Below are 22,683 nucleotides of genomic sequence, written 5' to 3' on the forward strand. Positions count from 1 at the left end.
ACATAGTTCAACCACATGCATGATGACGAAAAACACGCGGTCCTAACACCGGAAATGTGCCGTGCCGCGCGGGCATTTCTCGATTGGACGCAGGCAGATCTGGCAGAGCGTGCCGCTGTGTCGCGTGGCACCGTCAGGGATTACGAAGCCGATGCCCACGCCGTCCACCGCTCGACGCCGACCCTGCTGCGCAAGGCTCTGGAGGACGGCGGCGTGACGCTGGAGAGCCGTCAGGACGGCGGGCTTGTGCTGGTGCAGGTCAGGCGTGGCGGGGACGGCCACGCCGCCAGAACAACGGATTTCAGCAACACGTAGCTTAAGTTGCAAAAAATAACATATAAAACTTGAAAATTGCAAATTTTGGCATTAGCCTCCGTGTTAGATATCCGGGGGGCTATCATGTCTGTCTTTGAGCTCGTGTCGCAGAACGGGACAGTTGCATTCGCGGCGATTCTTCTGGCGTTTGGGGTGCCTTACCTCATTGTCTATGCCTTGCATGAACTCCGGTTCCGCCGGCTACGGCTTCTAATGGATTACGAGGCGTCCTTTTCCAGCAGCGAACCAGGTGCGTCGCGCGCGACCAGAACCAATCTCGGAAATAATCCGAGCTTCGAATTCGTCAGGTCGAAATATGTTTCAGACATTGACGACGTAGAATTCGCTCACCTCGCCAAAGGCAAATCGAATGCAGCATCTCGCACCGGCGACGGCACACTCGATGAAACTGGCGAGAAAATCGCCATCTTGCTTTTCAGCCGACCCAAGTTCCTGAAGCTCAAAACCAATCGGCGCCTGATGATCATGGCGACCGGCTTCGGAATTCTGGCGTTTCTGGGCTTTCTATTTGCCCTGAGCTGTCTATCCGGCAGCATCCCGCCTTCGTGTCATTGGGGGCGTTGCATTCGCGTTTTCTTCACCGGAGGCACGGGCCTGGCTCCGAACAGGGCTTCCGCGCTCGAGGAGCAAATGCGCACGGTCATGGCGCTGGCGTTTATCGGTGGATATGTGTCCGCCATGCGGGAATTCCTGCGGCGCATGTCGGTGTTCGACCTGACCGGCTATTCCTTCCTCAAGCAGGCGGTGGAGATATTCGCGTCGGTCGTTTTCGTGGCGTTGCTGTTCCGGGCCTTTCCTCACCCCGGCAATATGTTGGGAGAGGGCTGCGATTTTCTCGCAGGGAAAATCGCGAGCACGACCTGCGGCAGCACGAACACCGGTGGCAACGAGAATACAAAGGATACGCTCTCATGGGCGTGGATCGCCATGGCTCCTCTTTTCGGCCTTTTTCCCGAAAGCGCGTCACGCTATCTCTTCATCCGCGCCGGCTCCTTCATGAACTGGATCAAGAGCGAGGATAACCGGTTTAACGCAATCACACGCTCCGTTCCGCTCGACGTCATCGACGGCATCGACTTCTGGACGCGTATCCGGCTTGAGCAGGCCGGCATTTTCGACGTCCAGAATCTGGCGACCTACAACCCGATCATGCTTTACATCGAGACGCCCTACGGGTTCTATCAGGTCTTTGACTGGATCGCGCAGGCGCAACTCTGCCACATTATCGGGATCGAGAAGTTCCTGCTTTTCCGGGAAATCAATATCAGAACGATCTTCGACCTCGAACGCGCCATCCGCAGCAAGGACGCACCGGAACAGTTTGACGAGATCGCCGCCGCCATTCTTCTGGCCACGACATCCTCGATGACGGGCGCCGCAACAATTTCAAAGCTGGCTCCCCTGATTACTGGCGACGACGGCAAGATGAAATCCGGCTCGGTCGAAGAATTCTCGCTCTGGGCGCGAAGCAAGCTGGGCGCCAGCGCTGACATCAACACAAAGGCCATGGAACATCTGGCAAACTGGATCAGCGACGACCTGCATGTCCGCAGGCTGAGGTTACTCTGGAAAGATATCTCCAAGAGCCTGGGGCCGGAGTCGTGGCATCTCGACGACGACAAAGACGGTATGGTGGTGGCTGCGGGCTGAAACCGATGCAGACGCTTGAACGGGCACTGCTGCCGGCCGTTCTGTTATCTTCCCGATACATTTGTCGACCATGGTGCGGCCACCTGCAACCAACCGACAGAGACCCCCCATGTCTGGACTTCCCGTCATCGGCGCAGCGATGATGATCGCCGATATTCAAAACCATCTTGCTTTCCTGAAGGACAAGGATCGCGACATCGAGATACAGGACTTCACCAAAGTCGAGATCCTGAACGGAGACTGGATGCCCGTTTGCAGGCAGGCTCTGGACGCACTCGGCGACTTCAAGGGGCGGATCGGCATTCACGGCCCGTTCTGGGGCTTCACAATCGCATCGATGGACCCGGACGTCCGTACGCTTGTAGCCCGGCGCATGGATCAGGGGCTGAACGCCTGTGCGGAGCTCGGCGCATGCTACATGGTGGTTCACAGCCCCTTCACCACCTGGGACTTCAACAATCTGCCGAACTATCCCAATGCCTTTGACAGGGTCGTCGCGCTGACGCACGAAACGCTCGGCGCGGCGGTGCGTCGAGCCGAAGAGCTCGGCGTGACGCTGGTGCTTGAGAATATCGAAGACAAGGATCCTCATGCGCGTGTGCGCCTTGCCGAGAGCTTCAATTCTCACGCCGTGAAGGTCTCCATCGATACCGGACATGCGCACTATGCGCACGGTTCGACGGGCGCGCCGCCGGTCGATTACTATGTTCACGCGGCTGGCGGGATGCTTCGCCATGTTCACCTTCAGGATGCCGATGGCTATGCCGACCGGCACTGGGAGATCGGCAAGGGTTCGATCCACTGGCATGCCGTCTTCGGCGCGCTCGCAGCGCTCGACGTCCAGCCGCACCTGATGCTGGAACTGCGCGACGTGTCGCGCATCGAAGCGTCGCTGGCCTGGCTCCAGCAGCAAGGGCTTGCTCAGTAATTTGATTTCGGCCTGCGATGCTCTACAACGGTGCTCACACAAATTGAGCATCGGAGTCGCATCGCATGGCCAAAGTCGCTTTCATCGGTCTCGGTGTCATGGGCTATCCCATGGCCGGCCATCTCAAGGTCAGGGGCGGGCACGACGTGTCCGTCTATAATCGCACTTTCGCCAAGGCGGAGAAATGGGCGGCCGAGTTTGGAGGTGCGGCATTTCGCACGCCGGCAGATGCCGCCCGCGATGCCGATTTCGTCTTTACCTGCGTCGGCAATGACGATGATCTCCGCTCGGTGACATTGGGCGAGAACGGCTGTGTTTCGCGCATGAATGCCGGCGCGACCCTCATCGACAACACGACCGCATCGGCAGAAGTCGCGCGCGAGCTGGAAGCGGCCTGCCTCGACAAGGGGCTGGGCTTCATCGACGCTCCGGTGTCCGGCGGCCAGGCTGGCGCGGAGAATGGCGTGCTCACCGTCATGTGCGGCGGCGACGAGGCGACATTCGAAAAGGCGAAGCCGGTGATTTCGGCCTATGCGCGGATGGTCGGGCTGATGGGGCCTGCCGGCGCCGGGCAGCTCACGAAGATGATCAACCAGATCTGCATTGCAGGTGTCGTTCAGGGGCTTGCAGAGGGCATCCATTTCGGCAAGCGCGCCGGCCTCGACATCGAAAAGGTCATCGAGGTCATCTCCAAGGGTGCCGCCGGCTCCTGGCAGATGGAGAACCGCTTCAAGACGATGAACGAAGGCCGCTACGATTTCGGCTTCGCCATCGACTGGATGCGCAAGGACCTTGGGATCGTCCTGTCCGAGGCGCGCCGCAACGGCGCAAAGCTGCCCATCACCGCGCTGGTCGATCAGTTCTACGGCGATGTTCAAGCCATGGGTGGTCATCGCTGGGACACGTCCTCGCTGCTGGCGCGGCTGGAAAAATGACCCGGCACCCTGCGCTGCGGTCCGGCCTGCTGGGCGTCGCCTTGATGGCTTGCGCGGCGGACGCCGCGGCGTCCGGCATTGATCTGGCGGACCGGCTGACCCGTGAGGTCAGCGCAGCGATGGCGCGTTGCTTCGAGGCTCCCAGGGACTATGCGCCGCCCTACCCCGCGGTTTCTCTGCTGTTGAACTTTCGCCCGGATGGCAATCTCGACGGACCGCCGCAACTGAGCGATCCGCCGGGCGGCGATCTCAAACGCTCGGCCACGGTTGCTGCGGTTCTGGTAGCGGCGAGCCGATGTGCGCGGATCGACAACGCGACGCAATATCGCCAGGACTATCCGGCCTGGAAATCGCTGCGTCTCGTGTTTCGCCCGGGAAAAGACTGACGAACCGGCTCCCTTTGTGCTATTTTCTAACGCAACGACGCGTGATCGAGCCGATAGACATGCAAGCGCGTAGCACCTTTGACGGGAATGGGCTCCAAGCCCGGCCAAGGCTTGCCATCAGCCATTGCCTCGAAAAGAGTGCCCGGCGGCGGCGTGAACAATTTGCGGGTCTCCTCTACGTAAGCGCAGAATGCGATGTAATCAAAAGGAGCAAGCGCCTTCTTTCTGGCCTCAGCATCGCTGCCGTAGAATGCCTCAAGCATCTTCCTGATGCCGGGGGCAGCCCGGTGATAGCTGATATTCGATACTTGAATCGAACGCGCATCCTCCTCGAGCGCCGCCAGCCCGATACGGGAAGACGTCATGTAGCGCCCGGGTGGCAGCCCCGGTAACAGCCGGTAGTCGCTGACCGGACACTTGTCATAGATCAGAAAATCGACTGGAGCATATTGATCCGGTTCTACATTGGTCGGCATAAGATGTGAAACGGAGACATAGGCCGCTGAAAAAACTGCAAAACCAGCGGCAAACACCCCCATATAGAGCTTCTGCCGGCTGACGGAGCCGGCGCTGAACTCGGCGATGAGCGCAGGCACGAACAGAGCAAGCGTGGCGGCCGGAAAGCGTATGAAACGCAAGGCGTAGAAATCGGCCAGAAAACTGCACAATCCCACTGCGAACACGACGAGAGCGAACGGCCGGCCGGATCGGGCTAGCCGGATTGAATAAAGGGCCGAAAAAATCACGATGCAGGTCTGCTCGACGATCATCATCAGGATCGTCATGTCTCCATTCCTGACGGCATAGAGAATGCTGTGTTCCTGCGTCACATGCTCCAGCCACATTTCGCGCGACAGCGGGTCGATCATCGAATAGGGCCCGGCCAGCAAGGATGGCCACAGATAGATAACGCCGGATAGGACAAGCAAACCGGAGACAGTGAGTCCAGTCAGGCGAATGAACGGCCCCCGGTTCTCGCGGCATAGGTATGTCATCGCGAACGAGACGATGCCGAAGCCGAAAACGGCGACATTATACGGCAAGGAGAATATGTCGCTCTCGACATTCAGCAAGACGGACGGCCCCGCAAGAGCAAGCGTGAGCAACGGTGAAGACAGTGCGACGATAAGAGAATAGGCTCTGAAAACCGGAACCGAGCCCGGCGCCCTGGCAATCCAAAGAAGGCCGAGCGCCGCCCAGAAGGCCGCAATCAGCGGCAGAGTTTCAAGCCCGATCCTTAGGGATACGGCGACGGCCACGCCAGCAAGCGCGCCACCACCAAACGACCAGACTGACACTCCGGCCAACATCGCGGACAATGCCAGGAGCTGCATGTTGTGATGGTCGATGCGCAGCGGCGCGAACTCCAGGACCGCATAGGTCATCAAAAGGACTGCTGCCAGCAGGGCGAAGAATCTGGCGCGCGCGCCATCGGGTAACAAGCGCGCCATGACATAGCTGGAAGAGCCAGCGAAGCCGACGGCCATTACCGGCGGCCAGATCGTATAGGCAGCCTTCAGAGCGTCGGCAGGCAACATTAACCGCTCCATCACCAGCGCTATGAGGAAATAAGGAAGATCGACAATCCGCGACCACGGCGAAATGTAGGTCTCTGGCATGGCGACGCCGTTTATCGCCAAATCGTAGAAGCCCTTGCCGTCAAACCATTGCCGGATCTGGACCGCTCTGAGAAGGTCATCGACATCCTGCAGATACGGCACGCCATCGATAGCATCAAAAGCAATCGAAAGTAGCATCAGCGTTGCGACAACAGCGAATGTCTTCCAGATTACCGCACGCTTCGAAACGATCGCTTCGGAAGCCGATTTTTCAATCACGTCAGCGTTCAAGTCCATGTGTTCCGGGATTCTGATCATCAGGCGCGTTTAAAATCGGCGGAGCGGCCTGCCCTGAGCCGGCCTCGCCTTGGAGCGAGATCGTTTGACCTGAAACATTCCGACGCAAAGTGCCGCATAAGCCTTAACATCGGGTTACAACCCGAAATAAGCAGGCTTGCGCCGCTCCCATAATGACTGTATGTAATATTATAACATTACTAAGCCAGCCACCATTGAGGTTCTCATGCACGACAAGCTGCCCGTCACTGTTCTCTCCGGCTTTCTCGGTGCCGGGAAGACGACCCTGCTCAATCATATTCTCAACAATCGCGAGGGCCGCAAGGTCGCGGTCATTGTCAACGACATGAGTGAGGTGAATATCGACGCCGCGCTGGTCCGCGATGGCGGGGCGAACCTCTCACGCACCGACGAACAGCTGGTCGAGATGAGCAATGGCTGTATTTGCTGCACGCTGCGCGACGACCTTTTGCGCGAGGTTCGCTCGCTCGCGGAACAGGGTCGTTTCGACTATCTGCTGATCGAATCCTCCGGCATCTCGGAACCGCTTCCGGTCGCCACGACCTTCGAATTCCGCGACGAAAATGGCGTAAGTCTTGCCGATGTGGCGCAGCTCGACACGATGGTGACCGTGGTTGATGCCGCAAATCTTCTGAAGGATTACGGCTCTGCCGATTTTCTCGCCGACCGGGGCGAGACGGCCGGCGAAGGCGACGACCGGACCCTTGTTGGCCTGCTGGTCGAGCAGATAGAGTTCGCCGATGTCATCATCCTCAACAAGGTGGGGACGGCGAGTCCGGACGAACGTGCGGCCGCGCGGGCCATCATCCGCTCGCTCAATGCCGATGCGCGGATCATCGAGACCGATTTCGCAAAGGTCGATCTGGGCGAGATCATGGGAACCGGCCTCTTCGATCTGGCGCGGGCCGAGCAGAACCCGCTCTGGTTCAAGGAGATGCATGGCTTCAAGGACCATATTCCGGAGACCGAAGAATATGGCGTACGCTCCTTTGTTTACCGAGCCCGTCGGCCCTTCCATCCGGACAAGTTCATGGCCTTTCTCGACCGGTCATGGCCGGGCGTGGTGCGCGCGAAAGGGTTTTTCTGGCTGGCGACAAAACCCCATTATGTCGGAGAGCTGAGCCAGGCGGGTGCGTTGGTGCGTACCGGCAAGATGGGGCTCTGGTGGTCTGCCGTACCCAAGGATCAATGGCCGCGCGACAGCCGCTTCGAAGAGCGCATGGCGCCCTATATGGACCCGGTCTGGGGTGACCGTCGACAGGAAATTGTGTTCATCGGCACCGACCCGATGGACGAGGAGGAGATCACAGAGATGCTCGACGCCTGCCTTGTCCCCGACACATCCTATCAGCCGGAGCGCTGGAAAAAGCTGCCCGATCCCTTTGCGGACTGGTATGCGCGCTGATTGCGGATCAGCCTGAATGACGCGGAGCAAGGCTTCCGCGTCTTCTCGTTCGGGTTCAGTCCTCGTTGGACTTCGAGGACTCCAGCGACATGTAGTCGAGCGGCAGTTCGGTCGTGTACTTGATCTGCTCCATCGCGAAGGCTGAAGAGACATCGCGGATTTCGATCTTGGCGATCATCCGCTTGTAGAACGCGTCATAAGCCGCAATGTCCGGCACAACGACGCGCAACAGATAGTCGACATCGCCGCTCATGCGGTAGAATTCGACCACTTCAGGAAATTCGGCAATCACTTCGGAAAAGCGCTTCAGCCATTCGATGGAATGGGCGTTGGTCCGGATCGACACGAAGACATTGACTTTGGCATTGACCTTGACCGGGTCAAGAACGGCAACCTGGCGCTTGATGACGCCGTCTTCCTCCATCTTCTGGATACGCCGCCAGCATGGCGTCGTCGAAAGCCCCACCTTCTTTGCAATATCTGCAACGGCAAGCGTGGAATCCTCCTGCAACAGGCGAAGGATTTTGCGATCCAGACGATCCAATGGTCTTTCCTTTCAACATGCGTAATCCTTCCAGACTAGCACCATCGGCTAAAGAAAGGATTATGGTGCGCGCGACGCTTCGGCAGACAGCCCGGTCGCGATACGCTTTGGCGCCGGAAGGCCGCTCACAAGCGAATCCGGCAATGGATGGACCGATTGTTTCAGCCTATCTTGCGGCGCACAAGCTCTTTCAGGACAGGCAACAGTTCTTTCTCGAACCAGGGGTTCCGCTTGATCCAGCCGGTGTTGCGCCAGCTGGGATGCGGCAATGGCAGGATCGTAATGCCGGAGTCCGGCTCGAGATAATCGCGCCAGTGGCGCACCGTCTCGGTCATGTTCTCCCTGACATGCGCGCCAAGATGCCAGCTCTGCGCATGATGTCCCACGGCCAGGATGAGCTCGATCTGTGGCATGACGGCCATGACGGCGGAGCGCCAGTGCGGCGCACATTCCTTGCGCGGCGGCAGGTCGCCGCCATTGACGTCGTAGCCCGGGAAGCAGAAGCCCATCGGCACGATGGAAAACCGGTCGGTGTCGTAGAACTCCTCACGCGTCACGCCGAGCCAGTCGCGCAGGCGATTGCCGGATGCATCGTTGAAGGTGATGCCGGTCTCATGAACGCGCAACCCCGGCGCCTGGCCGGCGATCAGGATCTTGGCCTTTGCAGACAGAACCGCGACCGGCCGCGGTTCATGGGGAAGCCGGTGGGCCTCGCCACGAAGCGGCGCGTCGCGACAGATCCGGCAACCGGCAATGGCGTCAAGAAGGCGCTGGACTTCGCATTCACTCAAGGACGGACCTCATGCGTCCGCCGAAGGCCGCTGCGCCACACTGTCATACCAGCGCAGGACGTTGCCGAGCTCCGGCGGGCACTGGATGCGGGCAGGCTTCATGAACTGGAAGGCAATGAACATGGTGATGTCGGCCACTGTAAAGTTTTCACCCGAAACGAAGGGGCGGCTTTCCAGTTCCCGATCCATCAGCCGCAGGAAGTCAATCGCCTTCGGCTTGTTGATCTCGCCCCATTCGGGCAGCTGCGGCACTTCCCAGTCCTTCATGGCGGGATGGATATGGCGGAAGGCGGCGGCCACGGACATGAGGTAACCGAGTTCGACGCGGCGGTTCCACATTTCCACGAAGGCCTTTTCGCGGGCATCACGCCCGAAGAGCGGCGGATCGGGATAAAGCTCCTCGAAATAACGGCAGATGGCGATGGACTCCGACAGGTTGGAGCCGTCATCGAGTTCCAGGACCGGCAGGCGCTGAAACGGGTTGCGCGCGGTGATATCCGCCGACTTGTGACCCAACGCACCCATGTCCACCGGCACAAGCTCCACCTTGACGCCCTTCTCGGCCAGAAACATCCTCACCCTGCGCGGATTGGGCGCCTTGCCTCCATCAAACAGTCTCACGGGAACCTTCTCCTCCTGTGGTAAAAACGAATGCGGATACTGCCATCTCGTGGAATACGGCGCCAGTCGGGCGGCGCTCGCGCATGGTCAAAGATGGCAAATGAATCCTTTCCAGAAGCAACTTCTTAACTCTTTGCGGTTAGAATTTGGTCATAGTTTCTGCGTCTGAAGTCGTACCAGTCCATGCCCGAGCGCGTCAGCACATCTCCGGACAAAAACGTCGTGGACTTGTCCAAGGCGAGCCGCAACGCAGGCATGAACAGGACGCTCCGGGAGACCCGCGCCAGGCTGCAGAACGGCGATTCCGGCTCCTCGCAATTCCAGCGCGAGACCCTGACCCTCTACATCGATGCAAGCCTCAACAGTGCGGCAGCCGTGCCCATTCTCGCCTGTGGCATCGGCGCTTTCAGCCTTGCCTTCGACATGGGCAAATACACCATCGTCTGGATGATGGCGACGCTGATCCTGCACGCGCTGCACATCTTTACGCTCCAGCAGGTCAAGAGCCGCCAGCTCGTCACGGACGAAACCGCAGCGCGGTGGATGCGACGTCTGCTCGGCTTCCAATTCGTGATCGGACTTTGCTGGGCGTTTTTCGCGAGCCAGGGCTGCAGTACCTGCGAGCCCGCGTCCGCACTGACCTTCAAGGGGGCGGCGCTGCTGATCGTTTTGAGTGCGACCGCGCTCACGACATCAATGCTGAACGGCGCAGTGCTTGCCACCTTCATTCCAACGGTCGCAGCCATCGTCTATCAGTATTGGCGCGACCGCGAGCCGATGGATATCGGCCTGATCGCCATGTTCACCGCGGCCATGGTGTTCTTCATCTTCTTCAGCGGACGCCTGCGTCGCACCAGCATACAGCTGCTCTCCTACCAGTCAGAGAAGGACAATCTCATAGCAGAGCTTGAGGTTGCAAACGCGATTTCCGACGAGGCCCGCCGCCGCGCCGAAGAGGCGAACCTTGCGAAATCGCGATTTCTCGCCTCCATGTCGCACGAACTGAGGACGCCGCTGAATGCCATTCTGGGGTTTTCGGAAGTGATGGACAACGAGGTTCTCGGCCCGATGTCCAACCCCATCTACAAGGAATATGTCGGCGACATCCATCGCTCCGGCCAGCATCTGCTCAACCTGATCAACGAAATCCTCGATCTCTCCCGCATCGAGGCGGGGCGCTACGAACTGCACGAGGAATCGGTGATGCTGGCGGAGATCACCGAGGACTGCATCGGCATGGTCCAGCTTCGCGCCCGCTCGAAACAGATCCGCATCACCGAACAGTTCGAACCGAGCCTGCCGCCCGTCTGGGCTGACGAGAAGTCGATCCGGCAGGTGATCCTCAATCTTCTGTCCAATGCCGTGAAATTTACGCCGCAGGGTGGCGAAGTGGCGGTCAAGCTTGGCTGGACGGCTGGCGGCGGACAGTATGTGGCGATCCGCGATAACGGTCCCGGCATTCCCGAGGAGGAAATTCCCGTCGTGCTCTCGGCCTTCGGCCAGGGATCGATCGCCATCAAGAGCGCCGAGCAGGGAACCGGGCTCGGCCTGCCTATCGTTCAGGCCATCCTCTCAAAGCATGACGGCGAGTTTGTCTTGCGCTCCAAGCTGCGCGAGGGAACCGAAGTCATTGCCATCCTGCCGCCGAAGCGGGTGCTGCAGACGGTCCCTGCTGTCCGGGAAGCGCATTCCAACGATCGGCGCAAACGCTCCTTCGCCTGATCTGCACTTCAGCGCAGATAAGCTTCCACAATCAGATAAACCAGATAGGCGGCATTGAGCCCGATCAGGCAGGCGCAGGCCAGAGAACCGAGATCCTTGGCATGCTTGCCGAAAACGGAGAACTCCGGCGACAGATGATCGACCAGTTCTTCGATCGCGGTGTTGATCGCCTCAAAAGCGAAGAGCAGCACCATCAGCCCGGCAAAGATCAGAATTTGTCTGAAATCGGTGCCGATGGCGATCAGGAGGGCGGAGCCCAGGACGAGACCGCCCAGCTGCTGACGGAATGCGGCTTCGTGAAGAAGGCGCAGGAACCCCTGCCAGGAATAGCGCGCCGCCGAGACGAAGTGGCGAAACCCCGTCTCCTTGATGAAAGGCGGCTTGCCGGTTCCGTGCATCCTTACGCCTTGTTGGTAACGCCGGCGCCTTCGAAGGTCGCCATGCCGGAGTGACAGGCGGCGGCCGCCTTGACTATGCCTGCGGCAAGTGCAGCACCGGTGCCTTCGCCCAGCCGCATGCCGAGCGCCAGCAGCGGCGTCTTGCCAAGACGCTCGATGGCGCGCAGATGGCCGGGCTCGGCGGACACATGGCCGATGAGGCAGTGATCAAGCGCCGTCGGATTGGCCGCCTTGAGGATGGCCGCGGCCGACGTCGCCACATAACCGTCGATCAGGACGGGTATCTTCTGTACGCGGGCTGCCAGGATGGCACCGGCCATGGCGGCAATCTCGCGGCCGCCGACGCGGCGCAGAACCTCGAGCGGATCGCTGAGATGATCCTTGTGGAAGGCGATGGCGCGTTCGACCGCATCGATCTTGCGCTGCAGCCCCTCGCCGGCCGCTCCCGTGCCCGGGCCGACCCAATCCTCTGCCTTTCCACCATAGAGCGCATAGAAGATAGCGGCCGCAATCGTCGTGTTACCGATCCCCATCTCACCGATGCACAGGAGATCGGTGCCGCCGGCGATGCCTTCCATGCCGAAGGCCATGGTGGCGGCGCAGTCGCGTTCCGAAAGAGCAGCTTCCTGGGTGATGTCGCCGGTCGGGATCTGCAGCGCGAGGTCGAACACCTTGAGGCCGAGATCATGCGTCACGCAGATTTGATTGATGGCCGCACCGCCCGCGGTGAAGTTCGCCACCATCTGCTCGGTGACTTCCGGCGGATATGGCGAAACGCCCTGACGCGTGACGCCGTGATTGCCGGCGAAAATGGCGACCAGCGGCCGCGTGACCTGCGGCGAACGGCCCGACCAGGCGGCGAGCCAGAAGGCGATCTCTTCGAGCCGGCCCAGCGAACCCAGCGGCTTGGTCAGCTGCGCATCGCGCTTGCGGGCTGCCTCCAGCGCGCGGACATCAGGGCCTGGAAGGTTGTTGAGAAGTTCGCGAAAATCATCGAACGGCAATCCACTCACGCTCATGGACCCAGTATCCTTGTCATTTCAGTTTCGGGCAGGCATTGATGCCGCTTTCATATTGTTCCGGCTGCTGCGAGGCAACGGCAAAAGCGACGTGCGCCGTCGCTCACACTGGGGATTTTCGGGAGCAAGGCTTGATCAGACTGGAGGACATCCTGAAAGACATCATCCGCGCGCTCGGTTTCTTGAGTCGCATACCGTTTCCGGGCCGCTTTTTCGCAGGTCATGACGGCTCCATGCGCCGCACCAGCGGCGCTTTCGCGATCGCCGGCGCACTGATCGCCCTGCCGCCTGCCCTGCTCCTTGGCCTGCTGCTGCATCTCGGCGTCAAGCCGGAACTCTCCGCCCTTCTGGCGCTGGCGTTGCAGATCGGTTTGACCGGGGGCCTGCATGAGGACGGGTTGGCCGATTGCGCCGATGGACTTGGTGGCGGGCGGACCCGCGAGCGCGCGCTCGAGATCATGAAGGACAGCCGGCTCGGAGCGTATGGCGGCCTCGCGCTGATCCTGTCGCTCGGCTTGCGGACCGAGGCTCTGGCCGGGCTTGCGCCCCATGGCCCGGTTGCGGCGGGACTGGCCATGGTCGCCGTGAACGCCGCGGCGCGCGCCGCCATGGTGTGGCACTGGTCGGCGCTTGCACCCGCGCGCGTCGGCGGGGTTGCTGCCGCCGTCGGGCAGCCGTCGGGCTCGGCCGTGATCGTGGCGCTATCGAGCGGACTGCTTATCTATGGTGTAGCGACGATCCACGCCTATGGCTGGGGTGTCGCTCTTGCCGGAGCGCTCGCCGCCATGCTTGCGAGCTGGCTTTTGGCTCGCCTTGTTCGTGGCAAAATTCAGGGACATACGGGAGATACACTGGGCGCGAGCGAACAAATCTGCGAGATCGCGCTTTATGTCGCTCTTGTGATTACGACCTGATCCGCCAATATAAGTTCTATAGCCATCAAGAAGCCCCTCATGGAATCACCCTGCATTCTCGTCTGCTCCATCGATGACAAGACCGGCTACTGTTTCGGCTGCGGGCGTACGCGCGACGAAATCGCCGGCTGGATCGAGATGACGGATGTTGAACGGCGAAGCCTGATGGAGCAGTTGCCGGGCCGGCTGGAGACCGTCGAGCGCAAGCCGCGACGGGTGACCCGGCGGCGGATGCTTTCAGAGCGCGGATCTGCCTCATCATGAAGCTCTTCGTCGTTCTTGCCATTCTGGGGATCGGTCTTGCGGTGCTGCTGCTCAATCACGGCGGCGCCCCGATCTTGGGAATGAGCAACGACGACTTCGGGAATTTCATCTACCTTATGCCCATCGCCATCATGATCGGGGCTGGCATCGTCACCACACGGCGACATATCGGCCGAAACCTGACCTATCTCGCTATCTGGACCCTGATCGCGTTGTTTTTTGTCGGAGTCTATGTCTACGGCGACGAGGCAAAGCATGCCGGGCGACGTATTCTGGCAGAACTGATGCCCGGTCACTCTGTTGTGCTGACAGGCATTAACGGCGAGAGCGAAGTGGTGATCCGCAGGACAGAAGGCGGCCACTTCGCGGTCAATGCCGAAGTCGACGGCAAGCGTCTGCCCATGCTGATAGACACGGGCGCAAGTCAGGTTACGCTGACCTGGGAAGACGCGAAAAAGATCGGCCTCAAACCGGAGACGCTACGATTTTCGATGCCCGTGACGACGGCGAACGGAACGGCGGAGGCTGCCCCGGTCACCATTCCGGAGCTGGCGATTGGCCCGATCGTGCGTAAGAATATCGCGGCTGCCGTAGCGCAGGAGGGGCGTCTCGACACCAGCCTGCTCGGCATGAACTATCTGTCGTCACTGTCTGCGGTCCGCATTCAACCCAACGAAATGCGCCTGATGGACTGATCTGCAGACCTGCAGATATCAGGGCCTTCGGTGGTCGCCACTTCCGTGCTGTACCGGGGGAAGGACCCTTTGCGAGAGAACTGACCCATCTTCGCGCTATGGTATAACGGGACAGTCCCTCCTGTCATTACATGGGATCGAAAAAGAAATTTCCGCAGATTGAACCTATTAACGTCATCTCTGTCATTCAATTGCAGCATTGAGCCAATATTGAACTCTTGCAAACGCTTTCGAGTTTTCTTCCGGCCCCGCTCCGGAATCGGTGTTTGCACCGCTTTGGCGCCCCCATCGTCACAAGCACACTTTGAGGCCGGTTTTTCCGGCCTCTTTTTTTGTGAGGGTTCAGTCGAGACTGCAATAACGCCGGCCGGACTTGCGGCTGCGCAGATCGAAGTGGAAGTGGTCACCGTGGTAAGGGTCTCCCGGACCCAAGACCGTATTAAAATACTTGCAGGAATCGGCTCGCACCGAATTCAGCAGGCCCTTCTGCCGGAAGGAAAAGAAGCCCGGCTTGCGCACATCAATTCCCTCGCCGTTGTTCAGGATGATCTGCCCCACATCGATAGCATTGCCCTTGGCATGCTCGGACCACGGATTGCCGCGCCTGGAATTCATTGGGCGGCAGGAATAGGACGACATCTGCCGGATCGTGTTGACCCCGGAAAAATAGCGGATGCGCGCCGTCGGCACCAGGTCGTCGCGGACCCAGCGGGCAAACGTGACAGCCATCCCGCAGTTGAGCTTGGCAGCGGGCAGAATGCGAACGCCGTTGATCGATTGGACCTGAACCGGATAGTCGATGCCGCAGCTTGGGCCATCATGGATCGCCGGAATATCGGTATAGCCGACGCCCAGCTTTTGAAGCAGCTGACGGCAGCTCTTTTCCGAGACCGGCATGCCACCCTGGCTTTCGGGAACGGAGATCGGGTTATTGAAGCGCGGGATATAGGCGACCTTTTGCTCCTTCACCTCGGCAGGCCGCGCGACGGCTTCGTCAACCGGAAGGCTGCGGCTCGATGAGACCTGACGGAGATTGTCGGTTCCTATTCCATCGACCACCGGCGCGTCGACATCGCCTTCGACCAGTTGGGGAGCCTGTCCCTGCCGGGCAGTTTCCCCTTCCTCAGTCGTCTCACCTTGGGATGATTGACCGGAAAAGCCGAAAAGCTTGTCCATGTCGACTTCGTTCGCCTTGGGCTGCGCCTCCGATGCGTTTGTCTCTGGCAAGGGCTGCATGGCCTGCGAATCCGCTTGAGCTCCGGAAGAAATCATATCCGGATTCTGGACAGCCTCCCGCTCGAGGCTAGCGGTTTGCTGGTTGCGCTGAAGCTTGCCGACCGGCCCCTCCAGAACCGGATAGCTCATGGTCCGCGAGGCTGACTTGACCGGCGCCAATGGGACGGCGTGGGTTTTGCCCCGCGCGCCGATATCGGCGACCGACATGGGATCGGGATCGTAGCAGCCCGGCAGGACGAGGCAGATCAGCGCCACAGACGCCGCGTTTCGCGCGATAGAAGTCGAGAACACCATACTCATCTCTCTTCCAGACGCGGGCTCGCAACACGCCGCCGATGTCTGTGACCGAGGTTCTTGCGAGCATCATTCAGGCGCAGCGGGTCTTCGCCGATACCGCCTTCGTATGAGTAAAAAGGCTAGCAACGAATGGTAAACGATACCTTTCTGTCACTGGCCGGAGATAACGAGGAGAATGGCAAAGGCCTGCTGCCGGCATCGCTACTGCAGCGTGTCGGGGCCTTTGGAAACAGCCGAACAGGCAGACGGACAGGCGCGGTACGCCCGCCCGGGGAGGAGCGTCAGGTCTCAGCCGCTGACGGGAAGTTTCCAGTCATGGTCCAGATGGAAGCGGCAGGTGTGGCGGATATCCTCGGCGCTCGCCGCAATGACCGCCTCGTATTCACCGGCATCGGCCACGAAGCAGCGCGCCTCTTCATCGAAGCGGCAGAGATCGCGCAGCGTTATGCACAGATCGACCTGCTTTGCCTCGCCGGCACCGATCCTGACCTTGCGGAAGGCGCGCAGCTCCTTGTCGGGCCGCTCGACCTTGGGTGCAAGCGCGCGCACATAAAGCTGCACGACATCCGCCCCTGCCCGCTTGCCAGTGTTCGTCACGTTCAGCGTCACCTTGACCCCGTCGGAACCGATCGTTTCGGCGCTGATCTTCGGGCGGCCCCAGGCGAAGGTCGTATAGGAAAGACCGTGACCGAAGGGAAAGAGCGTCTTGATCCCGCGCGTGTCATGATGGCGATATCCGACGAACACGCCTTCACGGTATTCCACATGACCATCCTTACCCGGATAGACAAGCGGATCGCCGGTGATCGCGGAATTGTCCTCGAGCTTCACGGGGAAGGTCTGCGGCAGCCGTCCGCCGGGCTCGGCGAAGCCGAAAAGCACGTCGGCAATCGCATTGCCGGCCTCCTGTCCCGGATACCAGCATTGCATGACGGCAGCCACGTCCTCGATCCACGGCATTTCCACCGGGCCACCGGTCTGAAGGACGACGATTGTCTTCGGGTTGACGGCGGCGACACGGGCAATCAGTTCATCCTGACGCCCCGGCAGGCGCAGATCCGGCAGATCGTTGCCTTCCGTGTCCCATTCACCCTCTCGCCCGGCAAAGATGATGGCCGTGTCACAGGCTTCCGCCTTTTTCAGCGCCTCTTCAAACTCCGCCTCGCCCAGCGGCAATTCGACGCCAATGCGGATTGCGTTGAGACGCAGACCGCCGTCGCCGGGCACCGGGGAGCGAAACTCCGCGACGACCTGCACGGGCACACCCGCCTCCAGGGTCACGGCGCGGCGAACCTCATCATTTCCGGCGGTGAAATAATTCGAACCGCGTTGCCAGCTGTCCCAGTTTTCGATCACCTGCTGGCTGCCCACTTTCAGCCGCGAGCGGCCGGCGGACACGAGCCCGAAGACATGCTCGCCGTCGGCCTCGGGGGTGTAGCTGAAGACAATCCGCGCGGAAAAGGCGTTGATATCGAAAGTCTTGCTGATCGGGTCCATCCAGAAGCGTTCGGACAGATCAATATCCTCGGCGTGAACCGGCGGGCCCGACAGGTCGATAGAGTTGAAATAATCGATATGGACAGGACCGCGGTGCAGCGTGACCAGACGGTTGTTGGAGACACTCTTGACGTGAAAAATCGCGTTGGAGCCCGTCAGCGCCTTCTTGATTCCCTCAAGGGGCGATACCGAATAATGCGCATTGATCTGCGCGGACCCGCCGCCCATGATCCGCGCCTCGGCAGAATTCGGCCCGAGAATGGCAATCGTTCCCGGATCGGACTTGCTGAGCGGCAGAACACCGTTGTTCTTGAGGAGAACCGTGCCTTCGGCGCCGGCGCGCCGGATGAGCGCGCGATGCTCCGGACGGTCCTCGGCAATTTCCGGATGCATTTCGGAGTCGGTGAAGGCGCCGGTCCAGCGGAGCAGGTCGAGAATGCGGCCTGCCGAGTCCTTCACCCTGGAGGCGTCGATCTCGCCGTTCTTGACTGCCGCCACAAGCTTTTCGCCACGATCGCGCGTCGGGCCGGGCATTTCGAGATCGAGGCCTGCCGCCACCGACGCAACCGTCGAATGAGATCCGAACCAGTCGGACATGACGACGCCGTCAAAGCCCCATTCGACGCGCAGAACCTGCGTCAGCAGCCAGTGATGCTCGCTGGTGAAGGTGCCGTTGAGGCGATTGTAGGAGGACATGATGGCGCGCACACCTGCGCGCTTGACCGCCGCTTCAAACGGCGGAAAATAGAGTTCCCGCAAGGCCCGCTCGCCGATGTCCGAGGACATGGTGAAGCGCTCGATCTCCGATTCGTTTCCGACGAAATGCTTGATCGTTGCGGCGATCCCCTCGCCCTGGACGCCTTCGATATAACCGACAGCCATTTCGGCGGTCAGAAACGGGTCTTCGGAATAACATTCAAAATTGCGGCCATTGAGACCGGAGCGATGGATGTTGACCGTTGGAGCAAGAAGTACGCGCGCGGATTTCGACTTCGCCTCCTCCGCCAGCGCCTTGCCGATGGCGCGCGCCAGCGCGGGATCAAAGCTCGAACCGATGGAGATCGCGCAAGGAAAACAGGCCGATTTGATGCCGCCGACCAGCGAGCCGGCGCCGCGTGCGCCATTGGGGCCGTCCGTCACCTTGATCTTCGGAATTTTAAGCCGCGGGATCGCAGCGGTGGTCCAGAAATCAGCGCCCGACAGCAGGGCGACCTGCTCTTCAAGTGTCATCTTTGCCAGCAGGTTATCAACGGCCAAGGCTACCTCCTGCCGCTTGCGCGGCTGTCGGTTCCAGCGTTCAGCTGAAACGTTTTAGGGATGGACTGTTTAACCGTATCAACCTGCCATTTCAATCTTGTGGCGGAAGGCGATGCCTCGAAATTGACTTGGAGGCGGTGTCAAGCAATGCTCAAACCCTTGAAGAATCGCGGAGAATGAGATGTCGGATACGGTCGGACCGAAGGGTGAATTGACGCTGAGAACGCTGGCCATGCCGGGCGATGCCAATGCTGCCGGCGACATTTTCGGCGGCTGGGTGATGGCCCAGATGGACCTTGCCTGCGGCATTCGTGCGGCCGAGCGCGCCAAGGGCCGCGTGGTCACCGCCGCCGTCAAGGAAATGGCCTTCGCCATGCCGGTGAAGATCGGCGACACGCTGTGCATCTATTCCCACATCCAGTCGGTCGGGCGCACTTCGATCACCCTGCAGGTCGAAGCCTGGGCCCAGCGCTATCTCAGTGACCGGATGGAGCGCGTGACGGATGCCATCTTCATCATGGTGGCACTGGACAAGGACGGCAAGCCGACGCCGGTTCCGCCGGAAGTCTGAGACATGACCGTGCAAGAATTTCTGTCCATCGATCCGGCAACCGCCGAAGTCTCGCTCGATGCCCGTCATCCCGGTTTCTACCGCAACCCCAATCCGGCCTACGCTGCGCTGATCGACATCGGTCCGGCGTTTTACTGGCGCGAACAGAAGCAATGGTACTTCACGCGCTATGACGCGGTGAACGCGCTTTTGCGCGACCGGCGCTTCGGCCGGCAGATCACACATATCATGAGCCGCGAAGACGCAGGGCTCGGGGCGGCAGATCCGAAGCTTGCGGATTTCGACCGCGCCGAATCGAAATCGCTGCTGGAGCTTGAGCCGCCGGAGCACACGCGGCTGCGCACCCTGGTCAACCGCGCCTTCGTCTCGCGCCATATCGAGAAGCTGCGTCCGGAGATCGCGGCGCTTGCGCATCAGCTGATCGAGGGGTTCGGGCCGAAGGGCGAAGTCGAGCTGCTCTCCGCCTTTGCCGAAATCGTGCCGGTGACGGTGATTGCCCGCATGATTGGCGTACCGGATGACATGTGCCGTCAATTGCTCGACTGGTCGCATGACTATGTCCGCATGTACCAGTTCGGCCGCACGGCGGAGGACGAGGCGCGTGCCAACAGGGCCGCCAAGGAATTCGCCGATTATGTCGTCAAACTCGCGGCCGAGAAGCGTGCCAACCCTCAGGACGATCTGTTGAGCCTCATGCTGCAGCCGGCGCGCGACGGACAATATCTGACCGAAGAGGAGCTGGTGTCCACGACCATCGTGCTGCTGAATGCCGGCCATGAGGCGACCGTCCACCAGATCGGCAATGCGGTGAACATCATTCTGCAGAGCGGGCTCGACCCGAAGTCGCTGACACGTGACGAGACCGCGACCGAGCGGCTGGTGGAGGAATGCTTCCGCATCTCGGCGCCGGTGCATATCTTCGAGCGCTGGGCGCTGGAGGATGTCGAAGTACAGGGGCTGAGTTTCAGAAAGGGCGAGAAGATCGGACTGATTCTCGCCGCTGCCAATCTCGACCCCGCGAAGTTTCGCGAGCCGCTGAGCTTCAAGCCGGAACGCGACGAGGGCCAGAACCTCTCCTTCGGGGCGGGCATCCATTTCTGCATCGGCGCGCCGCTGGCGCGGCTGGAGATGAACACAGTTCTGCCCATCCTCTTCGACCGGCTTCCCGGCTTACGCCTTGCAGAAGAGCCGCAGGTCAAGGATGTCTATCACTTCCACGGTCTGGAAACCTTGCGGCTTTCATGGTGACGCGTCGGGCATGGTGATCTCGCGCGCGAGATCCAGCCAGGCCTTGGCGGCAAAGGAAAGATAGCCGCCACGACGCCAAACCCAAGCCATATGCCAGTTCATTGCGGGCGAATGAACGGGAATGTGGACCACGCCCGGGCGTACGCGCAGGTCTGCGATCAGGCGCGGCAAGAAGCCGACGCCGAGGCCCGCGCCGACCAGTTCGACGATGAAATTGATCTGGCCGCTGCGCGCCGCAATGGCCGGTTCGAACCCCGCCTCGCGACAGCCCTCCAGGATGATGGGATTGAGCGCAAAGCCGCTGTCGAAGAAGATGAGCGGCATCTCCTTCAATTCCGCCAGCGCAATTTCACGCCGTCCGGCCAGTGGATGGTTTTCGGCGATGAGGACGTGAAGCGGCTCGCGCGTGACCTCCTGCCAGTCGAGCGCACCCGGGACGGGCAGCAGTGACGCGCCGAGATCAACTTCGCCTGCCAGCACCATTTCCTCCAGCCGCCGGCTGCCATGCTCGACCAGTTGAATTTCGATGTCCGGGTGGCGGCTGCGATATTCCGCGAAGATCGGCGCAAACAGGATATCGCTGCCGATAGGCGGCAGACCAAGGCGCAGGGCGCCGCGCTTCAATCCCTTCAGTTCCGAAAGCTCCGTCAGAAGGTCCTCGCGCTGGGTGAGCATGGTCTGGGCGTGGCGAAAGGCCACCCGCCCCGCATCCGTGAGCGCCGGCTTGGGGCCCGACCTGTCGATGAGCGGAAAGCCGAGTTCCTCCTCCAGTTGCCGCACGGACTTACTGATGGCCGATTGGGTGAGGAAGACCGTCTTGCCGGCCTGTGAAAAGCCGCCCTGCCGGATGACCTCGGTGAAGATGCGCAGCACTCGCAGATCCATATCTATTCCAATAAAGACTTATCTTTATGACATCAATTCATTTTACTCATATCGCAGTGCAACATATATTTCCAGCACGAAACAAGGAGCCACCCCGATGACAACGCGCCAGATCACACTCTCCGTCCGCCGGATGATGCATGTCAGCGCCGTGATGCAGATCGCCCTGCTCATTCTCATCTGGCAGGCCGGCGAAGCCGTCGTCCATCTTTTCAATCTTCCGGTTCCGGGCAGCGTCATCGGGCTGTTTTTCGTTCTGGCTCTGCTTGCAACCGGCCGCATCAACATTGTCAGCCTGCGCAGCGGCGCGAAATTTCTTCTGGCTGAAATGCTGCTTTTCTTCATTCCGGCGGTTCTGGCCGTCCTCGACCACCGCGAATTCCTCGGCCTGCTCGGCCTGAAGATTTTTGCCGTGATTCTGGTCGGCGCGGCCACGGTCATGATCGTGACGGCGCTTGCCGTCGATGTCAGCTACCGCCTGATGATGCGGTTTGGAGAAAGCCATGCCCGCGCTCATTGAAACCATTCTGGCCAGCATGTTCTGGCCTGCCGCCACGATCGGTGTCTATCTCGCGGCACGTCAGGTCTATCGGCGCTGGCCGAGCCCCTGGCTGTCGCCGCTGCTGATCGCTCCGGTGGTTCTGATCGCGCTCGCGCTGGTCCTGAAGCAGAGCTACACGCAGTATATTCACGTCACGCATTGGCTGGTTGCCATGCTTGGGCCGGCGACGGTCGCCTTTGCCGTGCCGATCTACGAGCAACGCGCCACGATCCGACGCTATTGGCCGGCGCTCGCTTTCGGCGTCGTCGTCGGCAGCACCACGGCCATGATCTCCGCCTGGGGACTTGCAAGTCTGCTGAGCATTGACGGCACCCTGCGGCTCAGCCTCATGGCGCGTTCGTTCAGCACACCCTTTGCCATGACCGTTTCCAAGGATATCGGCGGCGTCCCGGATCTGACGGCCATCTTCGTGGTCGTCACCGGCGTCCTGGGCGCTGCTTTGGGCGATCTTCTGATGAATGTCCTGCCGCTCAAATCCGCGATGGCACGGGGCGCGCTCTTCGGCATGGGCGCGCACGGTGCAGGCGTTGCGCGCGCCAATCAGATCGGCAACGAAGAAGGCTCGATTGCCAGCCTCGTCATGGTTCTGGTCGGGTTGGTGAACGTGCTCTTCGCGCCGGTACTCAGCATTCTGCTGCGCTGAGC

General features: G+C 60.5%; 23 protein-coding genes. 14 read left to right on the forward strand and 9 right to left on the reverse strand.

Translation table 11 applies throughout. The features are described from left to right. The first annotated feature begins 117 nt into the window (after positions 1 to 117). The 5 genes from LQK83_RS21820 (at position 118) to LQK83_RS05105 (ending at position 4,235) form a co-directional block, all read left to right on the forward strand. The gene (locus tag LQK83_RS21820; RefSeq protein ID WP_442966702.1) at positions 118 to 315 is read left to right on the forward strand and encodes a hypothetical protein; all 198 of its coding nucleotides are present in this window, start codon (positions 118 to 120) and stop codon (positions 313 to 315) included. Between the two features lie 36 nt (positions 316 to 351). After that, a complete protein-coding gene (locus LQK83_RS05090; protein WP_230836148.1) occupies positions 352 to 1,986 on the forward strand; it encodes a hypothetical protein in 1,635 nt (544 codons plus the stop codon). Positions 1,987 to 2,095: 109 nt separating this feature from the next. Beyond that, positions 2,096 to 2,914, forward strand: a complete 819-nt coding sequence (locus tag LQK83_RS05095) for a sugar phosphate isomerase/epimerase family protein (RefSeq protein WP_230836149.1) — start codon at positions 2,096 to 2,098, stop codon at positions 2,912 to 2,914. A 65-nt stretch (positions 2,915 to 2,979) separates the two neighbouring features. After that, positions 2,980 to 3,849 (forward strand): NAD(P)-dependent oxidoreductase, encoded by an 870-nt coding sequence (locus LQK83_RS05100; protein ID WP_230836150.1) that lies wholly within the window; start codon positions 2,980 to 2,982, stop codon positions 3,847 to 3,849. Next, entirely contained in the window at positions 3,846 to 4,235 is a 390-nt protein-coding gene (locus tag LQK83_RS05105) for a hypothetical protein (RefSeq protein ID WP_230836151.1), read from the forward strand. Before LQK83_RS05100 ends, LQK83_RS05105 begins: the two co-directional genes overlap by 4 nt. A gap of 26 nt (positions 4,236 to 4,261) precedes the next feature. Here LQK83_RS05105 and LQK83_RS05110 read toward each other — a convergent pair whose 3' ends face one another. Next, positions 4,262 to 6,085 (reverse strand): hypothetical protein, encoded by a 1,824-nt coding sequence (locus LQK83_RS05110; protein WP_230836152.1) that lies wholly within the window; start codon positions 6,083 to 6,085, stop codon positions 4,262 to 4,264. 232 nt (positions 6,086 to 6,317) lie between these two features. Between LQK83_RS05110 and zigA the strand changes: the two genes are divergently transcribed. Beyond that, positions 6,318 to 7,517, forward strand: a complete 1,200-nt coding sequence (gene zigA / locus LQK83_RS05115; protein ID WP_230836153.1) for a zinc metallochaperone GTPase ZigA — start codon at positions 6,318 to 6,320, stop codon at positions 7,515 to 7,517. Between the two features lie 55 nt (positions 7,518 to 7,572). On the opposite strand, the gene LQK83_RS05120 is transcribed toward zigA, so the two are convergent. The 3 genes from LQK83_RS05120 to LQK83_RS05130 all read right to left on the reverse strand — a co-directional run bounded on the left by LQK83_RS05120 (position 7,573) and on the right by LQK83_RS05130 (position 9,473). Continuing rightward, positions 7,573 to 8,061 (reverse strand): Lrp/AsnC family transcriptional regulator, encoded by a 489-nt coding sequence (locus LQK83_RS05120; RefSeq protein ID WP_230836154.1) that lies wholly within the window; start codon positions 8,059 to 8,061, stop codon positions 7,573 to 7,575. 161 nt (positions 8,062 to 8,222) lie between these two features. Then, positions 8,223 to 8,852, reverse strand: coding sequence for a uracil-DNA glycosylase family protein (locus tag LQK83_RS05125; RefSeq protein WP_230836155.1), 630 nt, complete (start codon positions 8,850 to 8,852; stop codon positions 8,223 to 8,225). 9 nt (positions 8,853 to 8,861) lie between these two features. After that, positions 8,862 to 9,473, reverse strand: a complete 612-nt coding sequence (locus LQK83_RS05130; protein ID WP_230836156.1) for a glutathione S-transferase — start codon at positions 9,471 to 9,473, stop codon at positions 8,862 to 8,864. 255 nt (positions 9,474 to 9,728) lie between these two features. On the opposite strand from LQK83_RS05130, the gene LQK83_RS05135 reads away from it, so the two are divergent. After that, a complete protein-coding gene (locus LQK83_RS05135; RefSeq protein WP_442966703.1) occupies positions 9,729 to 11,195 on the forward strand; it encodes a sensor histidine kinase in 1,467 nt (488 codons plus the stop codon). An 8-nt stretch (positions 11,196 to 11,203) separates the two neighbouring features. On the opposite strand, the gene LQK83_RS05140 is transcribed toward LQK83_RS05135, so the two are convergent. Beyond that, positions 11,204 to 11,593 (reverse strand): diacylglycerol kinase, encoded by a 390-nt coding sequence (locus tag LQK83_RS05140; RefSeq protein WP_230836158.1) that lies wholly within the window; start codon positions 11,591 to 11,593, stop codon positions 11,204 to 11,206. Between the two features lie 2 nt (positions 11,594 to 11,595). After that, a complete protein-coding gene (cobT, locus tag LQK83_RS05145; RefSeq protein WP_230836159.1) occupies positions 11,596 to 12,612 on the reverse strand; it encodes a nicotinate-nucleotide--dimethylbenzimidazole phosphoribosyltransferase in 1,017 nt (338 codons plus the stop codon). A 131-nt stretch (positions 12,613 to 12,743) separates the two neighbouring features. Between cobT and LQK83_RS05150 the strand changes: the two genes are divergently transcribed. Genes LQK83_RS05150 through LQK83_RS05160 form a run of 3 tightly spaced genes read left to right on the forward strand, consistent with a single transcriptional unit; the run spans position 12,744 to position 14,485 of the window. Continuing rightward, positions 12,744 to 13,526, forward strand: a complete 783-nt coding sequence (locus LQK83_RS05150; protein ID WP_230836160.1) for an adenosylcobinamide-GDP ribazoletransferase — start codon at positions 12,744 to 12,746, stop codon at positions 13,524 to 13,526. A gap of 39 nt (positions 13,527 to 13,565) precedes the next feature. After that, the gene (locus LQK83_RS05155) at positions 13,566 to 13,790 is read left to right on the forward strand and encodes a DUF1289 domain-containing protein (RefSeq protein WP_230836161.1); all 225 of its coding nucleotides are present in this window, start codon (positions 13,566 to 13,568) and stop codon (positions 13,788 to 13,790) included. Then, positions 13,787 to 14,485, forward strand: coding sequence for a retropepsin-like aspartic protease family protein (locus LQK83_RS05160; protein WP_230836162.1), 699 nt, complete (start codon positions 13,787 to 13,789; stop codon positions 14,483 to 14,485). Before LQK83_RS05155 ends, LQK83_RS05160 begins: the two co-directional genes overlap by 4 nt. 342 nt (positions 14,486 to 14,827) lie before the next feature. On the opposite strand, the gene LQK83_RS05165 is transcribed toward LQK83_RS05160, so the two are convergent. Both LQK83_RS05165 and LQK83_RS05170 read right to left on the reverse strand, forming a co-directional pair. After that, positions 14,828 to 16,021, reverse strand: coding sequence for an extensin-like domain-containing protein (locus LQK83_RS05165; RefSeq protein WP_230836163.1), 1,194 nt, complete (start codon positions 16,019 to 16,021; stop codon positions 14,828 to 14,830). 285 nt (positions 16,022 to 16,306) lie between these two features. Further along, positions 16,307 to 18,745 (reverse strand): beta-glucosidase, encoded by a 2,439-nt coding sequence (locus LQK83_RS05170; protein WP_230836327.1) that lies wholly within the window; start codon positions 18,743 to 18,745, stop codon positions 16,307 to 16,309. Between the two features lie 208 nt (positions 18,746 to 18,953). On the opposite strand from LQK83_RS05170, the gene LQK83_RS05175 reads away from it, so the two are divergent. Continuing rightward, positions 18,954 to 19,343 (forward strand): acyl-CoA thioesterase, encoded by a 390-nt coding sequence (locus LQK83_RS05175; RefSeq protein ID WP_230836164.1) that lies wholly within the window; start codon positions 18,954 to 18,956, stop codon positions 19,341 to 19,343. A gap of 3 nt (positions 19,344 to 19,346) precedes the next feature. Next, positions 19,347 to 20,591, forward strand: coding sequence for a cytochrome P450 (locus tag LQK83_RS05180; protein WP_230836165.1), 1,245 nt, complete (start codon positions 19,347 to 19,349; stop codon positions 20,589 to 20,591). Here the strand turns inward: LQK83_RS05180 and LQK83_RS05185 are convergent. Next, the gene (locus LQK83_RS05185; protein WP_230836166.1) at positions 20,583 to 21,476 is read right to left on the reverse strand and encodes a LysR family transcriptional regulator; all 894 of its coding nucleotides are present in this window, start codon (positions 21,474 to 21,476) and stop codon (positions 20,583 to 20,585) included. The two genes, LQK83_RS05180 and LQK83_RS05185, sit on opposite strands and share 9 nt — an antisense overlap. A 97-nt stretch (positions 21,477 to 21,573) precedes the next feature. On the opposite strand from LQK83_RS05185, the gene LQK83_RS05190 reads away from it, so the two are divergent. Together LQK83_RS05190 and LQK83_RS05195 are read left to right on the forward strand one after the other, a co-directional pair. Next, positions 21,574 to 21,996, forward strand: a complete 423-nt coding sequence (locus LQK83_RS05190; RefSeq protein ID WP_230836167.1) for a CidA/LrgA family protein — start codon at positions 21,574 to 21,576, stop codon at positions 21,994 to 21,996. Next, positions 21,980 to 22,681: an LrgB family protein gene (locus tag LQK83_RS05195; RefSeq protein ID WP_230836168.1), complete on the forward strand. Its 702-nt coding sequence runs from the start codon at positions 21,980 to 21,982 to the stop codon at positions 22,679 to 22,681. Before LQK83_RS05190 ends, LQK83_RS05195 begins: the two co-directional genes overlap by 17 nt. Positions 22,682 to 22,683 lie beyond the last annotated feature (2 nt).

Source organism: Rhizobium sp. C1 (assembly GCF_021026335.1).
Classification (GTDB): domain Bacteria; phylum Pseudomonadota; class Alphaproteobacteria; order Rhizobiales; family Rhizobiaceae; genus Ensifer_A.

Bases quoted from the DNA above. Each gene is read 5' to 3' on its own strand.
- LQK83_RS05095 (WP_230836149.1), top strand. From the start codon at position 2,096: ATGTCTGGACTTCCCGTCATCGGCGCAGCGATGATGATCGCCGATATT.
- LQK83_RS05100 (WP_230836150.1), top strand. From the start codon at position 2,980: ATGGCCAAAGTCGCTTTCATCGGTCTCGGTGTCATGGGCTATCCCATG.
- LQK83_RS05105 (WP_230836151.1), top strand. From the start codon at position 3,846: ATGACCCGGCACCCTGCGCTGCGGTCCGGCCTGCTGGGCGTCGCCTTG.
- zigA (WP_230836153.1), top strand. From the start codon at position 6,318: ATGCACGACAAGCTGCCCGTCACTGTTCTCTCCGGCTTTCTCGGTGCC.
- LQK83_RS05135 (WP_442966703.1), top strand. From the start codon at position 9,729: ATGAACAGGACGCTCCGGGAGACCCGCGCCAGGCTGCAGAACGGCGAT.
- LQK83_RS05140 (WP_230836158.1), bottom strand. From the start codon at position 11,593: ATGCACGGAACCGGCAAGCCGCCTTTCATCAAGGAGACGGGGTTTCGC.
- cobT (WP_230836159.1), bottom strand. From the start codon at position 12,612: ATGAGCGTGAGTGGATTGCCGTTCGATGATTTTCGCGAACTTCTCAAC.
- LQK83_RS05155 (WP_230836161.1), top strand. From the start codon at position 13,566: ATGGAATCACCCTGCATTCTCGTCTGCTCCATCGATGACAAGACCGGC.
- LQK83_RS05160 (WP_230836162.1), top strand. From the start codon at position 13,787: ATGAAGCTCTTCGTCGTTCTTGCCATTCTGGGGATCGGTCTTGCGGTG.
- LQK83_RS05165 (WP_230836163.1), bottom strand. From the start codon at position 16,021: ATGAGTATGGTGTTCTCGACTTCTATCGCGCGAAACGCGGCGTCTGTG.
- LQK83_RS05170 (WP_230836327.1), bottom strand. From the start codon at position 18,745: ATGACACTTGAAGAGCAGGTCGCCCTGCTGTCGGGCGCTGATTTCTGG.
- LQK83_RS05175 (WP_230836164.1), top strand. From the start codon at position 18,954: ATGTCGGATACGGTCGGACCGAAGGGTGAATTGACGCTGAGAACGCTG.
- LQK83_RS05180 (WP_230836165.1), top strand. From the start codon at position 19,347: ATGACCGTGCAAGAATTTCTGTCCATCGATCCGGCAACCGCCGAAGTC.
- LQK83_RS05185 (WP_230836166.1), bottom strand. From the start codon at position 21,476: ATGGATCTGCGAGTGCTGCGCATCTTCACCGAGGTCATCCGGCAGGGC.
- LQK83_RS05190 (WP_230836167.1), top strand. From the start codon at position 21,574: ATGACAACGCGCCAGATCACACTCTCCGTCCGCCGGATGATGCATGTC.
- LQK83_RS05195 (WP_230836168.1), top strand. From the start codon at position 21,980: ATGCCCGCGCTCATTGAAACCATTCTGGCCAGCATGTTCTGGCCTGCC.